General features: G+C 55.9%; 12 protein-coding genes. 3 read left to right on the forward strand and 9 right to left on the reverse strand.

The genetic code is table 11. The features are described from left to right. The 5 genes from FS804_RS15590 to FS804_RS15610 all read right to left on the reverse strand — a co-directional run bounded on the left by FS804_RS15590 (position 1) and on the right by FS804_RS15610 (position 5,765). Positions 1-2,163 carry a polysaccharide biosynthesis tyrosine autokinase gene (locus tag FS804_RS15590; RefSeq protein WP_144577571.1) on the reverse strand — a complete coding sequence of 721 codons (2,163 nt, stop codon included), beginning with the start codon at positions 2,161-2,163 and terminating at the stop codon, positions 1-3. A gap of 54 nt (positions 2,164-2,217) precedes the next feature. Beyond that, positions 2,218-2,928: a LuxR family transcriptional regulator gene (locus FS804_RS15595; RefSeq protein WP_144577573.1), complete on the reverse strand. Its 711-nt coding sequence runs from the start codon at positions 2,926-2,928 to the stop codon at positions 2,218-2,220. An 85-nt stretch (positions 2,929-3,013) separates the two neighbouring features. Then, the gene (locus FS804_RS15600; RefSeq protein ID WP_063950130.1) at positions 3,014-3,667 is read right to left on the reverse strand and encodes a PIG-L deacetylase family protein; all 654 of its coding nucleotides are present in this window, start codon (positions 3,665-3,667) and stop codon (positions 3,014-3,016) included. Further along, positions 3,664-4,476, reverse strand: a complete 813-nt coding sequence (locus FS804_RS15605) for a glucose-1-phosphate cytidylyltransferase (protein ID WP_144577574.1) — start codon at positions 4,474-4,476, stop codon at positions 3,664-3,666. The genes FS804_RS15600 and FS804_RS15605 overlap by 4 nt, the downstream gene beginning before the upstream one ends. After that, positions 4,473-5,765: a class I SAM-dependent methyltransferase gene (locus FS804_RS15610; protein WP_144577576.1), complete on the reverse strand. Its 1,293-nt coding sequence runs from the start codon at positions 5,763-5,765 to the stop codon at positions 4,473-4,475. Before FS804_RS15610 ends, FS804_RS15605 begins: the two co-directional genes overlap by 4 nt. A 306-nt stretch (positions 5,766-6,071) precedes the next feature. Here FS804_RS15610 and rfbC point away from each other — a divergent pair, with 306 nt between their 5' ends. Further along, entirely contained in the window at positions 6,072-6,599 is a 528-nt protein-coding gene (gene rfbC / locus FS804_RS15615) for a dTDP-4-dehydrorhamnose 3,5-epimerase (RefSeq protein ID WP_144577579.1), read from the forward strand. A 4-nt stretch (positions 6,600-6,603) separates the two neighbouring features. On the opposite strand, the gene FS804_RS15620 is transcribed toward rfbC, so the two are convergent. From FS804_RS15620 to FS804_RS15635, 4 genes are all read right to left on the reverse strand, one after another. After that, on the reverse strand, positions 6,604-7,947 hold the full coding sequence (locus FS804_RS15620) for a DUF4910 domain-containing protein (protein ID WP_144577581.1): 1,344 nt from the start codon (positions 7,945-7,947) through the stop codon (positions 6,604-6,606). Between the two features lie 13 nt (positions 7,948-7,960). Further along, the gene (locus FS804_RS15625; protein WP_144577583.1) at positions 7,961-9,031 is read right to left on the reverse strand and encodes an NAD(P)-dependent oxidoreductase; all 1,071 of its coding nucleotides are present in this window, start codon (positions 9,029-9,031) and stop codon (positions 7,961-7,963) included. A 117-nt stretch (positions 9,032-9,148) separates the two neighbouring features. Beyond that, a complete protein-coding gene (locus FS804_RS15630; protein WP_144577585.1) occupies positions 9,149-10,552 on the reverse strand; it encodes a glutamate-1-semialdehyde 2,1-aminomutase in 1,404 nt (467 codons plus the stop codon). Between the two features lie 215 nt (positions 10,553-10,767). Further along, positions 10,768-11,496: a LuxR C-terminal-related transcriptional regulator gene (locus FS804_RS15635; RefSeq protein WP_144577587.1), complete on the reverse strand. Its 729-nt coding sequence runs from the start codon at positions 11,494-11,496 to the stop codon at positions 10,768-10,770. 489 nt (positions 11,497-11,985) lie between these two features. On the opposite strand from FS804_RS15635, the gene FS804_RS15640 reads away from it, so the two are divergent. Both FS804_RS15640 and FS804_RS15645 read left to right on the forward strand, forming a co-directional pair. Beyond that, positions 11,986-12,213: a hypothetical protein gene (locus FS804_RS15640; protein WP_144577589.1), complete on the forward strand. Its 228-nt coding sequence runs from the start codon at positions 11,986-11,988 to the stop codon at positions 12,211-12,213. Beyond that, positions 12,137-14,518, forward strand: coding sequence for a response regulator (locus FS804_RS15645; protein WP_246665898.1), 2,382 nt, complete (start codon positions 12,137-12,139; stop codon positions 14,516-14,518). Before FS804_RS15640 ends, FS804_RS15645 begins: the two co-directional genes overlap by 77 nt.

A 14,518-nucleotide genomic window follows, 5' to 3' on the forward strand; every position in this document is an offset into this window, starting at 1 on the left:
TCACCTCTCGTTATGAACGACAGCTGGCGGCCGCAGGCTGGTCGGCCGTTTCCGCAGCTTGAAATGACTATTCCAGTCTCGGAAAAACCTTGGCCAGACCGCGGCGTGGCGCTGTCTCGGGCGTCGTATTGCGTTGAGGATGACACCCGCGACCGGTCGGCCCGCGACCCGTAACCTGATGACGGCGTTTTTCATTCCCGTGCCATCGGTGACGTCCTGCCGGACCACAAAGGAAACTGTGTCGGACAGAGTGGCGATCCGCAACAGGTCGAGGTCATGGGCCGCGGATGGGGCCTCGATTAAGACCAGTTCGTATCTCTGCCGCGCCTCTGCAATCAGGCTGGCGAAGCGCTTGCTTCCAAGAACAAGATTTGGCGGCAGATCGTTTTTCTCGGCGACGACGATGTCGACCCCCGAGGCCTGATCGCGTTGTACGACGCTATCGAGGGACACCTCACGGTTTACCGCATGGGCGACATGCGACGCCGATCCCACGTCGAACTCGCCTCCGAGAGCGGGGTTTCGCAGATTGGCATCGATCAGCAAAAGCTTCACGCCGCTCATCGCAAGTGATCGGGCAAGGTTGGCTATAACGAATGTCTTGCCTTCCCCATCGGCCGAAGACGTGAAGGCGATCACTTTTGCCTTGCTCTCTGCCAATTGCAGGTGGGTCTGAAGATCCGCGAAAGCGCTGTAGAAGTCCGCCGCGGCGTTACTGAATGTCCCAGACTTGTTCTGGAACTCTCCGAAGGAAAGGCGTGGAATGCGCCCGATAACGTTCAGTCCGGTTTTTTGTTGAAGCGACGCGACGGAGCCGAAAGACCGGTCTGTGAAGTTCAAGGTAAAAGCTGCTGCCAACCCGCTGCCGCAGCCGAGAAGGAGTGCAACCAAACCCCACAGGCGCTTGTCAGGACTGGTCGGTTTTCGGGACGGCATGGCGCTCGATATGATCCGCGCCTCGGCGGTTGCGATGCCGTCCTGTTCGATGGTCTGCTTGTAGCGCGCCAGATATGTCTCGTAGATCGAGCGGTTCGCTGCTGCCTCCCGATCGAGTTGTCCGGATTGAACCATTGCCATATCTGTCGTGGAAATCGCGCGTTGCACATCGATGAGGCTCGCCTCGACCTCCTGCCGCTGTTTTTCACTGACCTCGATCTCGTTGCGCAAGGCAGCAATGATCTGCGCGATCTCCGAATCGATCTGCTTGTTGAGTGAACTGAGCTGGGAGGATAATTGCGGTCGCTCCGGGCTCATGGTTGCACCGCTTTCATCGATCTGCGCAATGGCTCTGATGACCTTTGCCTGCTCGCCCCTTAGCTGCTGGATCGATGGCGACGACAGAACTTCGGTTATCCCGAGGCCATTGCCGCTTTTCTGAAGTTCGAGCGCTGTGGCCAGGCGCGCCCTTGACCCCGCCAGCTTGGCCTGTAGCGTCGTCAACTCGACGTTCAGGCTTGAAAGACGCTGTGCCTGCAGGGGAAGACCGCCTGTGTCTATCAATCCGGATTTTTCGCGAAATTGCGACGCCTGCCGTTCGGACTCTTCCAGTTCTGTTCGCAGACTGACCAGCCGCTCCCCAAGCCACGCGCTGACGCGCCGTGTTGCCGTCGTCTGGAGGTCGATCTGATAGTCGATATAGGCTGCCCCGAAAGCATTGGCGACTTTCGCGGCAAGCGCCGGATCGTTGGCATAATAGGATATGTAAATCGTATAAGACCGGCCATCATTCATCACGCGAACGTTGGTCATGAGGGTATCGATCATTTTCGATGTCTCGGCGTCGTTGCCAAGCACGATCGCGTCCGTGTCCGTCCGGGCTTGGTTGGGCTGACGCCCTTCCAGCAGCCTATCTTTTTGCAGGATGACAAGAACCCGTTCGGCCATGGACCTCGACCCGATGATATCAAGTTCGGTTCGAAGCACCGGGCTTTCCTGAGGCAGCGGAGAGACGACGGATTCGGTTGGAAGCGCCTGAAGCTTGCGAACGTCAAGGGCAAGGGTCGCCTCGGCCTTGTAACGGATCGGGGTTCGCGCATAGCCGATTGCCGCGACTGCGAAACTGACGAGAAAGCAGATGAAGACGGCCCTGCGCCGCTCCCGCAGGATGGATAGGAAGCGGGAAATACCTTCCTGCTCCCCCGGAGATGATGACGACTGGATCATAACGGTTCCTGCTCTAAGTGCAGCGTTCGGTAGCGGTCGGCAGATGGCGTCCGATTAACGGTCGTACGCCATGTCGCCGATCTTGCACGCGACTTCCGTGCGGTTTGTTGCTCCAAGCTTCTTCATAATATTGCGGATATGCACCTTGATGGTGCTTTCACAAAGGTTCAGCTCCAGAGCGATATCCTTGTTCGCCTTTCCGCACCGCAGGGCCTCCGCAATCGCGGATTGCCGGCTGGTAAATTTCGCCGGTGGCAGGGATGCGTGCGCCCTCAGGCCGAACAGGCTTTTCATGTTCATGACGCTGCTTGCCGGTATGAAGCGGCCTCCTGCGATTGCAAGACTGATCGCCTGGACGCAGACCTCGATACTGACGGAATTTGATATGTAACCGCGCACGCCAAGAGCGATCGTATCCAGAATGGTATTGATGTCCTGATCGTCGGAGAGCACGACGACGGCGGCTGGCGACACGGCAGCGACGATCTCCGCAAGCTCGCGGTTTGTTTCTGCCGGCGGACGGGGCAAAACACTGACCAGAACTGCCGCAGGCATGCCGATTTCCGTGCGTGCCTGTTCCCACTCTTCCAGATCTGAGAAGGTCAGGATGCGTCTGTCCGCATATTGATAGTTGAGACTATGGGCGAGGCATTCCCGCTCCAGCATGCGACGATCGAAAATCCCGATATAGGCAGCCGCATTTGCGGCGGCCTGCGGATGCGGTGCCTCTTGCGGCGGGTAGTCGGAAATACGGTTATGGATCATGACGAAAATGCCCCCTGTATTGTTCTTGGTTTCTTTTGATTTTCGTAAACATTGATGTCGTACCGTGCGCAGGCTTTCGCCTGTTTCAGGCGAGCGTCAGTTTCCTGACGGTAAAGGCCTCCGCAAAACGTGTTGGCGCACGGCATTCCATTCCCCGCAGCCGCGCCAGGCCGCGAAATGTATCCGCATCGAACCAGTCCTTGGATCTCTGTGTTCCAAAGTGTTCCAGGAGAAGCTCGACCTTCATATTCATCGCGTCTTCGCTCAATGGCACGTAAGCGTTTCGTCTGCCGAAATCCCCGTCCCACTTCGGGATTTCGTATTCCATGATCAGGTGATTTCTGAAGATGTTGGATGTGATCCTGTTGATCTCGCGGTGATCCTGGTGCGCGTCCTCGCGGCTATGCGTGAATATGACGTCGGGACTGACTTTGTCGCGCAATGTCAGCAGCCACGACTTGATCTCACGGCTCTGCGAGGGGAAGTAGCTGTCCTGAAACGATGCAAGTTCAATTGAATAGGATGCTGCTTTTGCCAGAAAAGCTTCCGCAGAACTGCGGGCCTCCAGGGCGCGCTCGTTGCCGGCGCTGAGCACGCACCAATGGACATCAAGCAACACACCCTTTGAAAGCAGACTGAGGACCGTGCCTCCGACGCCGATCTCAATGTCGTCGGAGTGAGCACCCAGACATAGGATCGACAGGCGATCACCGGCGGAGGCGAGGGATATGTTTTTCATGGCAGTTGCTTCGTGTTTGGCGATTTGCGTGCCATTGACGCACCGTCGCCGATCCATGGCATGTCGCCGCGTTCCACCATCGCCTCCAACGTCTGCCAGTCGCGCAGCGTATCCATAGATCGCCAGAAGCCCTCATGTTTGTAGGCCATCAATTTGTCTTCAGAAATCAGCCTGGAAAACGGTTCCAGCACGAGTTCTTCGCCCTCGCGCATGTAGTCGAAAATTTCCGGACGCATTAGGAAGTAGCCGCCGTTGATCCACATCTCGGATGTTTCCGACGACCGAAATTCCCGCACCCTTCCGGTCTCGTCGATCTCCGCCAGATGGTAGGTGAGAGGCGGCCTGACAGCCAAGAAGCAGGCGAGCTTGTCGCCCTTTTCGAATTGGGCAATCATGTCGTCGAGATCGACGTCGGTCAGGCCGTCGCTGTAATTGGCGAGAAACATCTTCTCGCCTTTGAGATGACGACGCACGGCCCAGAGACGTTCGCCTATGTTGCGCCATATCCCCGTATCGATCAGCGATACGCGCCAATCTCTCGGCAGCTCTTCGAGCAATTCCACGCGTCCGGGACTTGATATGACGCAATCGGCATAACTTTCCGGCCGGCTGTTCAGGAAGAATTCTTTTATGACATGCGCCTTGTAGCCGAGGCAGAGGATGAAGTCATCGTGCCCGAAACGGGCGTAATATTGCATGACGTGTCGCATGATCGGTTGAGAGCCGAGCGGGATCAGTGGTTTAGGGACGCTTTCAGAATATTCCCTGATGCGGGTACCCCTGCCACCGCAGAACAAGACGACCTTCATTGTGCCAACTCCTTCGGATCAATGATGGATATGTCTGGAATTGGAACGATGAATTTCCCGCCCCAGTCTTTGATGTCGTGCATTTGTGCAACGATCTCATTCTTCAGGTTCCAGGGAAGAATGAGGACGTAATCCGGCTTCATGCGCTCGATTTCGCTGACCGGCCGGATTGGGATATGCATTCCCGGCGTGAGGCGTCCATGTTTGTAAGGATTGCGATCAACCGCAAAATCGATGAAATCGGTGCCGATGCCGCAATAATTCAGCAGCGTATTGCCCTTTCCCGGCGCGCCATAGGCGCAGATGGATTTGCGCATCTCCTTGAGACGGATGAGGAAAGACAGGAGGTTTCGCTTGGTCTGACGCACGGCTTCGGCGAAGGCCGTATAGGTCTCTATTCTGTCGAGCCCGGCATTCAATTCCCGCTCCAGGAGGCTATCGACGCGGGCTTCACGGTGAAACATGCTGTCCTCGTGCGAGAAAAAGACCCGCAGCGAACCGCCATGTGTGGGAATCTCTTCGACATCGAAGACCTTGAGTCCATGACGGTGGGCCATTTTTTCTATCGTCAGCAGTGAAAAGTAGGAAAAGTGCTCGTGATAGATGGTGTCGAACTGGTTTTCCGCGATAAGCTTTTCGATATGCGGGAATTCGAGGGTGATCACGCCTTCAGGCTTGAGCAGGACTTTCATGCCGGCAACGAAATCGTTGATGTCAGGCACCTGGGCAAGAACATTGTTGCCGATGATGAGATCCGCCTTTTGTCCCCTGGCCGCCATATCGGTTGCCAGTGCCTCGTTGAAAAATTCCGTCAGTGTCGGAATACCTTTCCCGATTGCCACCTTCGCGACGTTCACGGCCGGTTCAATTCCGAGCATCGGAATGTTGCTGGTCAGGAAATGTTGCAGCAGGTAACCATCGTTGCTGGCAAGCTCGACAACGAAACTGGATTGGTCCAGCGCGAAGCGCTCGATGACCATGTCGCAGTACCGCTTCGCGTGAGCGACCCAACTGTCCGAGAACGAAGAGAAATACGCGTACTCCGTGAAAATACTCTCCGGCGCTACATATTCCTGAAGCTGGACGAGGAAGCATTCGTCGCACACGAATGCATGGAGCGGATAAAACGGCTCGACGTCATTGGCGGCATCAGCTGCGACGAAGCTTTCGCAGGGCGGAGACATTCCAAGATCGACGAAGGTATGCACCAATGGCGCGCTACAAAGGCGGCAAAGCCCGACGTGATGCGTCGAGCTCAGTCTTGCGGAAAAAACTGCCTCATTATTCATCTGACGTCCCCTGATTCCATCGCAGTGTTTTCGAGCGAATTTCAGAAATTCTTTTATTAGCTGGAAAAAATACTATGGATCAGGGTGGGTGACGATACTGCATTCGGCTCGAAAACCTCATCCATAAGCCGTAGAGTTATGTTGTAATCCTCTGGGATGTGCCTCTGGCGCCGGGTTTCCGCAACCGAAAGGGTGACTTAATTGCCCCCCGGCCTTCAGGGTATGGTGATGCCTGTGGATGTATTCCGTAGCCGCTGAAATGGCGGCGAACTCTTCTTGAATACGGGGTCGCATCAGGAGCGCCGAATGCTGTTTGAGAAGACGAAAATCGAGGGGCTTTGGGTCGTCAAGACGGTGCCCGTGCATGACAGCCGAGGCTCTTTTGCGAGGACTTTCTGCAAACGCGAATTTGAGAGTAACGCGCTGGTATCGGACTTCAGTCAGCACAGCCTTTCCATATCAAAGCTCAAACACACCATTCGAGGGTTGCATTTCCAGCGACCGCCGCATCAGGAGACTAAGCTGGTTTCCTGCGTCAAAGGGGCGATATGGGATGTCGCTGTCGATCTGCGTCGCGGCTCGCCCACCTATCTGCAATGGGTGGGGACGGTCTTGTCGGCCGAAAACGGCGCGCAGTTCTACATTCCCGAGGGTTTTGCCCATGGTTTCCAGTCGCTCAGCGACGATGTTGCCGTGTCTTATCTGATTTCGGTGCCCTATGCCGAAGCAAGTGCAGCGGGGATACGCCATGACGAACCCGCGATCGGTGTTGAATGGCCTGCGCCTCCCTCTGTCATCTCGGAAAAGGACCTCGGTTGGGCGGCCTGGCAATGAATGTCTACCGCGACAGGAAACCCAGATTCGATACAAGGCCCGCCTCAAGCAGCCTGCCGGCCGCGCTCGCAATATCGACGAAGGGGATTTTGGACCTTTCCGCGATATCGAGCAGCGAGTTATCTCCATCGGCGTAGTTTAGTATCCAGAGATAGGCCATGGTGCGGTCGTCGTTCGTCTTGTGGCCGCCAATCGCAGGGAAAAGCCCGTATTTTCCGAGCTGTGGCTCACCTTTCGGCCGTAGGTTCAACGGCGTCCAATTGCCTTCGAGAGCCTCGATCATGTCCATGGTCATCCAAAAGGATGAGTTAAGGTGTTCGGGCCTGATGAAGTCGAGATTGTCGGCCGAGGTGTGATATTCGGAAAAGGTCCCGAAAGAGCTTCTCTGCAGCAGTCCGACCGGCAGATTGAAGCCCGGCGAACAGAATTGACGCTCGTCATAGCCATAGGGAATGAAGTCGGCGATTGCCAGAGGTTTGCGATCCTCGCCGCAGCGGGTGCAGGCGGCGATCCGGTCGATCACTGCGTCTCCCCGGCGGCTACGCTTGTAGTTCGGCCCGCCGCCGTCGCCAATGCAGGAAACCACAAGACCATGCGCAATGTTCGATATCCCGTCTTCGTTCCGTGCAAGCCATGTCAGGGAGCCGATGGTTCCGGGCGCAAAGACGAACCTGTAGTTGTAATATGTGTTTCTGCCTTTCAGGCCGGCAGCAAGACATGTGAGCAGTGCGAGGCCGGAACAATTGTCGTTTGCGAGCGATGGATGACAGATATGCGCGAAGAGAAGCACTTCCTTGGTGCTTTGTCCGACATGCCGATATTCGCCGTAATACAGATTGCCTGACGTCTTTTCGGTGTCGATGACGACTTCATAGTCGCCTTCCTCGAGCTTGAGGAAGTCATTATGCGACATGCAAAAGCCCCAGGCATCCGTGTAATATGCTGTTTTGTAGGGAATGAGGTCGGGCTTTTCCGGAAGGGTATAAATATGTGCTCGCAGTTCGGCGAGCGGCATCACGCGGCGTTGAGGGATACTGTAGTTCATGAGATGCAGGTTCGACATTTGGAAATCGATCACCTTGCGTCCCGTCGCGTTTTTCACATAGGCGTCCCGGACGACCCACTCCGGCGGCACCGTCCAGTCGAAAACCCGCGTCCCGCTCGGAACAGCGTGCTGCTCGATATCGATATAGTCTTTAAGGATATCGATCGTCTCGCAAACACCTTTGCCCGTGATGCTGCGACAGATCGGAAAGAGGCGGGAGGCGAGATCGTGAATAGTCTGGCCAATACTTGTTTCCCGGATTGCATCGGCTGTCAGTTCGGCACCAGGCTCCATCCTGCCCATCGCCTCCTCCCCTTCACACCGATGCTGCGATACCCACGCTTTGGCGCGGCGCGGCCATGGGGCGGCGCAGGTTGCTGTCGATATCCTTATCGCCGATCAGCTTCTGGAGTTGGCCGATCCGCTGATAGTGCGGGCCCTCGAATTCGACCATTGTCAGGCCGGAGCTCTTGTAGGCCCGGTAGAGTTGCTCGGCACCTGCAGCGGCCGTCCACGTCGGTTTGAACGCCGGAAGCGCACGGGCGATCTTGCCGAAATCGACACGGTAGGAGCGGGTATCAGGGCTCGCGTCGCTGGCATATTGCAGCCGGCATCCAGGGACCGTGAGAGCGACGATTTCGGCGATCTCTCTGATCTGATAGTTGTGCGCATCCTGTCCGACGTTGAACGCCTGATTGTGGATGACATCCGTTGGGGCTTCAAGCGCTGCCAGAAAGGCTAAGGAAATATCCTCGATGTGAACGATTGGACGCCATGGCGATCCGTCGGATTTCAGGAAGATCAGTCCTTCCGTCACCGCCCAGGCCGTCAGATTGTTGAGTACGATATCGAAGCGGAGCATGGGCGAAAGGCCATATGCCGTTGCCGGGCGCATATAGACGGGCGAGAAGCCGGGGCTCGCGAGGCTCGCAATTTCCCGCTCCGCCAAGACCTTGGAGGCGCCATAAGCCGTTACAGGTTTGAGCTCTGCCGATTCGTTGACCAGCCCTTCGCCAGCGGCACCGTAGTTGCTGCACGACGAGGCGAAGATAAAGCGCTTGACGCCTGCCTGCTTTGCGGCTCGCGCTGCCCGAACGCTACCGCGATAATTGATCTCATAGGTAATTTCCGGATTGAGATTGCTCAGCGGGTCGTTTGACAGGGCAGCAAGATGAATGACAGCGTCGAAACCTTCCATATCCGCAGGCGTAATATCGCGGATATCTTTGCACACGCCGGGCACCTTCGGCAAAGGTCCGCCTGGCGCATAGGCGCAGCGGTGGTAGAACTCCGTGTCATAGCCGTGAACTTCGTGGCCCGCCTTGCGCAGGATGGGTACCATGACGGAGCCGATATATCCGCGATGCCCGGTCACGAGAACTTGCATGAAACTTCCCCTCAAGATCCATTGTCGATTGCAACGAGCGTACCTGTTCAGGCGAGATCGATGCACCGCGCAAAGCGGCTGTAGCGATAATGCGAACCGCTTAGGTGCCCCGACCGGTTAAGGCTTTCGGATGCTTTCCGATGACTCGGCCATGTCGGCCATCTTCAGCCCATGGCTGGCCTGATGCTGCGATCCGCCGTTGAAACGTCGAAATACAACCTCGGACGGGCGTCCCGTCAGGAATTTGTCAACGCCGTATTCCAGCGCTTTTCGGTAGACCCCTAGCGCTTCGTCTATGGCGTCAAGTGTCCTGGCTACATCCTCGTCCCCATGCGTGTAACTTACAACGAGAGACGGTGCGAGAATGCCGCGTCGGATGGTTTCCTGCAGAAAGAGCGAGCGGAACGCCTGAGACGGCTTGCCAGTCTGATCGAGCGTGAAGTAGCTGAGACAGGCGGAGTGGCCCTGAATACCGAAGTAGGAATCGAGCCCGTGCGCGATTGCGATCTGGCTGATGGCGGCACGCAACGCGTTTCCCTGTCGGACCAGATGTGGGACCACGGGTTCCTGCGTGTAGACCTGCATGGTTGCGATGGCCGCTGCCATCGCGTGCGTTTCCGCGCCATGCGTCGTCGAAAGAAGGAAGACACGGGGGGCATCGGTTTGATCGATACCGCCTCGTTCCATGAACTCACGCTTGCCAGCAAGCGCCGAAATTGAAAAGCCATTCCCCAGCGCCTTGCCGAAACAGGACAGGTCTGGGACGATATCGTATGTCTTCTGCGCTCCCCCCGCGTCCCAGCGGAAGCCCGTGATCATTTCGTCGAGAATGAAAAGCGCGCCGTTTTCGTGACATAGCTCCTGGAGTTGGTGAAGGAACCGGTCCCGAGGCGGTTCACCGCGCGACGGCTCCAGAATGAAGGCGGCTATGCGACCTGGAAAGCGGTCAAACAGACTGCGCGCACTCGTAAGATCATTGTAAGTGAAGCCAAGGACCAGATTCTGGATCGCCTGAGGAATGCCTGCATTCATCTCCGTTGTTCCGATGAACCAGTCGTCGGTGGAGAAAAACGGGTGGTCGCTGCAACGCGCGACCAGGTCGCGGCCTGTAACAGCCCGTGCAAGTCGTATCGCGGCGGATGTCGCATCAGAGCCGTTCTTGCAGAATTTGACCATTTCGGCTGTCTGGATCGTGTCGAGGAAGGTTGAAGCGCAATCCACCTCGATCTTTGACGGGCGCGTGAAATTGCAACCGCGGTATAGTTCCGCGCGCGCCGCCTCGACGACGTCGCCATAAGCATGGCCTAGGCCGACTGCCCGATTGCCCATGCCGTATTCGATATATTCATTTCCATCGACATCCCAGACATGACAGCCATATCCCCTTTCAATGAAGCCGGGAGACAGGACAGGGTACTGGTCGTCACCCTTGGCATAGGTATGTGCACCGCCCGGTATGAGGTAGCGGGAGCGCTGGCGCAGTCGATCCGAGTTTTCGAAATTGTCGACGAAAGAGTGCATGGCGCAGTCCCGGGTCCAGATATCCGATGACTGGAGATTACCGCATCTGGCTCGGTTGCCGTTACGCCGTCTTTTAGTTGGGAACGCTAGCCGAAAGGCTTAGAAGAGACGGACAAACTTCTCGGCAAAACCCATCCGATGCGTCTGCTTCGTGCAGGTTGCGATACCCGCAGGCAGTGACGGATCGACAACATTGAGTTACACGACACCGGACATTAGTTTTTGAAAAGATCAGAAACTTTAAAGATCACTTCGGTGCGGTTTTTAGCGCCCACTTTCTTCATGATATTGCGGATATGCACCTTGACGGTGCTTTCGCGAAGATTGAGCTCGTAGGCAATGATCTTGTTCGGCTTGCCTTGCGTCAAAGCGTTGATAACATCGACCTCGCGCTGGGTGAACATGGCCGTGCGTTGGCGTTCCTTGCCTTCCGCAACGACAAGCAACTGCCTGAGATCGCTGAGATTTTCAGCCGATACGAAAGCGCCGCCCGCCAGTGCCAGCGAGATGGCGCCCACGCACACTGCCAATCCTATCGCGGAGGAAATGTATCCTCGCACTCCCACATCAAACGCCCTCATGACCTGGCGCAGATCACGGTTTTCCGCGAGAATGACGACCGGAAGGTAAGGGAAATCCGCGATGAATTCCCTCAACTCATGAAGGGATACCTCATCGCAAAGATCGCTGCGACCGACGTTGACCAGGATGCCGTTATGATGGCCGTTCGGAGCATGTCGCCACTCATCGAGTGATGAAAACAGCTCGACTTCCATATCAAGCCCATAGGCGATCAGGCTCTGGGCCAGACACTCACGGTCGAGCGCGCGGTCGTCGATGATCGCCAGCTTTTTGACCTTGGTTTCCACGGGTTTCGAATGCGCAACCATATGGAAATTTGATGAGAATTGGCTGCGCCCGTTGTTGGGAACTGAGGTCAGCATGTTAAGTCCTATCCGCTCTAAAAAGAACTTTGCGGGTCTGTCAGGCTCGACAGCAGCGCAACTCAGGGTTTATTTCCATCATTCCGCACAACGGACGTCGCAGGGAATTCAACCCGGAAACGTCTTCATCAACCAGAACTTCGGAAGAGCCTTTATTGCGGTCTCAATTTTTTTTGGAATTTAAAATCCGCCAGAAATCAACATACGCGGCACTATCCAAATTTCTACTTCAGGCATCCTACAATGGAGTATCGCAACTCGAAAAGATTCGGAAATTACTCACTTTTGATTGAGAACTCGAAGTGACGTTCAATCTGTCATGATGTTCGCAGGCAATCAGACACGCGAGAACTGTGGAAATATAATTCTTTCAGGCCATCATCATGTTTCGCGTGGCGCTACTAACTATAATGGATGAATTATAATTGCTGAGGGATTGATCTATCATCCTTCGTTCAGGCACTGGTTGGGGATGGGAGCAACCTGTGCGTGCTGATCGAATTGGGAGAATGCACCTTTTTGACCATCGGTCTCACTGCGTCCCTGCCGATGATGGGATTTGGTGGCTGTAGCCAGGACGAGGCGTTCCAAGGCCTCGATGACTGCTTTCAAGGCATCATCGATGCCCCAAACCTGACACTTGAAAAAGTCGATCTCTATTGGATGGGCATCAGTTTTAACGAGAACGACTATGGCGGGACGCAGCAAGGATGGTGACAAGGCTCATTCTACTGTCGCGGTGGAGACCGCTTCCTTGTCCGGATCAGAGACGTGGGCGGAACTCCCTACGTCGAGGAAGAGACTGGAATCCCTCAATGAACATCTGACAGTCCGCAATAATCAATTGCAAGAAGCCCTGGAGCGTCAGCGGGCGATTTCCAACGATCTGCTAAATGTCCTTCATAGCACCGATGTCCCAACGCTTTTTTTGGATTCCCGTCTTCGTATACGGTTCTTCACACCGGCTATCCTTTCCCTTTTCGACATCCTCTCGTCCGATGTCGGCCGCCCCCTGTCGGACCTTCGCGGGTTTGACGGCGACGTCACGCTTCACGCCGATGCGACGGCGACGCTCCTCGAAGGCACCCCAATCGAGAGACAGGTGGAAGGACCCGATGGGTGCTGGTATGTCCGCCGCGTCAAACCCTGTCAGGGCGCGGGTGAAACGATTGATGGAGTGGTCATCACCTTCATCGATATAAGCGCGCAGAAACGGATTGCCGAGAGCAGGGAGGCTGCCAAGAAATCCGCTGAACGGGCGACCGAGGCAAAGTCGCGATTCCTCTCTGCAGCAAGCCACGATCTTCGGCAGCCGCTACAGACCTTGAAGCTGTTGCATGGGCTTTTGGAAAGAAGTGTGGGTGAAGGACAATCACGCATTTTCGTCCAGAGGATGGGCGAAACGCTGTCTTCGATGCTGGGCATACTCAACACTGTTCTAGTTATCAACCAGATCGAAGCAGGGATGGCGGAACCGCAGATGGTGAGCTTCCCGATTGACGATCTTCTAGGAAAGCTTTTCAGGGAGTTCTATTATCCCGCTCAGGCGGCGGGGCTGCAACTCCGTGTCGTCCCGTCCAGCCTGGCCGTTCGCACCGATCCCCGTCTGTTTGAGCAGGTCGTTCGCAATCTTCTGTCCAACGCATTGAAGTACACGCCGAGTGGCACGATCCTGGTTGGCTGTCGCCGCCGCGGTGCAAAGGTTCGGTTCGACGTGTGGGACACCGGAATAGGCATTCCCGACGATCGCATCGAGGACGTCTTTCAGGAATATCTGCAACTCAATGTACCTGATGGTGCGGAAGACGGTGGGTTGGGACTGGGATTATCGATCGTCAAGCGGCTTGGCGACCTTCTTGGACTAAAGATTGCGGTGCGGTCGCAATTGCATAAAGGTTCCGCATTCATGATCGAGATGGATCGGGCCCCGGCAGGGGAGCCGCTTGCGCAAATGCGCACGACCGTTGATGGCCGGTCGCGTCACGCTGGCGCCCTTTCGTCCGCATCGGTTTTGATCATCGAAGACGATAACGGGATGCGCGATCTGCTCAAGATGGGATTGGAGCAAGCTGGATACGTCGTCGCCGCGACCTCTGGGGCTGCCGAAGCAACCGCTATTGTTCGGGGGTTGAAGTTCATCCCCGACGCTATTCTCGCAGACTACAATCTTCCTTCCGGTGGCAATGGCATCGCTGTGATTGAAGAAATCCGGAAGGTACTTTTCCGCAATGTTCCGGCGCTCATTCTCACAGGCGATATTTCAGGCAAGACCCTGAGCGATTTTGCTCAGCACGAAATTCCCTATCTGCACAAGCCGGCGAAACTCAAGGACGTGGTGCAGGCGGTTGAGACTTTGGTCGTTCGCCAAACCAGCGAGAGAGCAGCGCAGGTAAGCGCAGCTGAATTCATGGAGCCGATGAGGGGCAGGCTCATCGAAGTCATCGACGACCAGCAAGACATCAGGGACAATTTGCGCACTCTTTTCGAAGGTGAGGGCTGGGTGGTCGCAACGTATGTTTCGGCGGAAGAATATCTTGCCGACTATAAGCCAGACAGATCAGGTTGTCTGCTTGTCGACGCCTATTTGCCCGGCATGGTCGGCATGGAATTGCTGCGTTTGCTGAAAGAAAGACACCATCGGTTTCCGGTGATTGTTATAACGGGTCGCAGCGATGTCAGTATGGCAATTAATGCGATGCGTTATGGTGCGGCCGATTTCATCGAGAAGCCTTTTTCTTACCAGGACATATATCGCAGCGTACTCTTGGCCTTCGAGCGATCGCGTGATGCGAACGAGCGCGAAGAGCGGCGCGAAACGGCGCGCGCCACGCTGGCGATGCTTACCCGCAAGCAACGGCAGATCCTCGACCGGATTGTTCAGGGACAGGCCAACAAGGTGATTGCTGCCGATTTGAAGCTCAGTCAGCGCACTGTCGAAAATCATCGCGCCTCCATCATGCGGCGAACGAAATCCGCTTCGCTCCCGGCCCTGCTGCGCCTTGTGCTGAATGCCGAACAATAG

The sequence above is a fragment of the Agrobacterium sp. DE0009 genome, from assembly GCF_007680755.1.
Lineage (GTDB): Bacteria > Pseudomonadota > Alphaproteobacteria > Rhizobiales > Rhizobiaceae > Agrobacterium > Agrobacterium tumefaciens_B.

Bases quoted from the DNA above. Each gene is read 5' to 3' on its own strand.
- FS804_RS15590 (WP_144577571.1), bottom strand. From the start codon at position 2,163: ATGATCCAGTCGTCATCATCTCCGGGGGAGCAGGAAGGTATTTCCCGC.
- FS804_RS15595 (WP_144577573.1), bottom strand. From the start codon at position 2,928: ATGATCCATAACCGTATTTCCGACTACCCGCCGCAAGAGGCACCGCAT.
- FS804_RS15600 (WP_063950130.1), bottom strand. From the start codon at position 3,667: ATGAAAAACATATCCCTCGCCTCCGCCGGTGATCGCCTGTCGATCCTA.
- FS804_RS15605 (WP_144577574.1), bottom strand. From the start codon at position 4,476: ATGAAGGTCGTCTTGTTCTGCGGTGGCAGGGGTACCCGCATCAGGGAA.
- FS804_RS15610 (WP_144577576.1), bottom strand. From the start codon at position 5,765: ATGAATAATGAGGCAGTTTTTTCCGCAAGACTGAGCTCGACGCATCAC.
- rfbC (WP_144577579.1), top strand. From the start codon at position 6,072: ATGCTGTTTGAGAAGACGAAAATCGAGGGGCTTTGGGTCGTCAAGACG.
- FS804_RS15620 (WP_144577581.1), bottom strand. From the start codon at position 7,947: ATGGGCAGGATGGAGCCTGGTGCCGAACTGACAGCCGATGCAATCCGG.
- FS804_RS15625 (WP_144577583.1), bottom strand. From the start codon at position 9,031: ATGCAAGTTCTCGTGACCGGGCATCGCGGATATATCGGCTCCGTCATG.
- FS804_RS15630 (WP_144577585.1), bottom strand. From the start codon at position 10,552: ATGCACTCTTTCGTCGACAATTTCGAAAACTCGGATCGACTGCGCCAG.
- FS804_RS15635 (WP_144577587.1), bottom strand. From the start codon at position 11,496: ATGCTGACCTCAGTTCCCAACAACGGGCGCAGCCAATTCTCATCAAAT.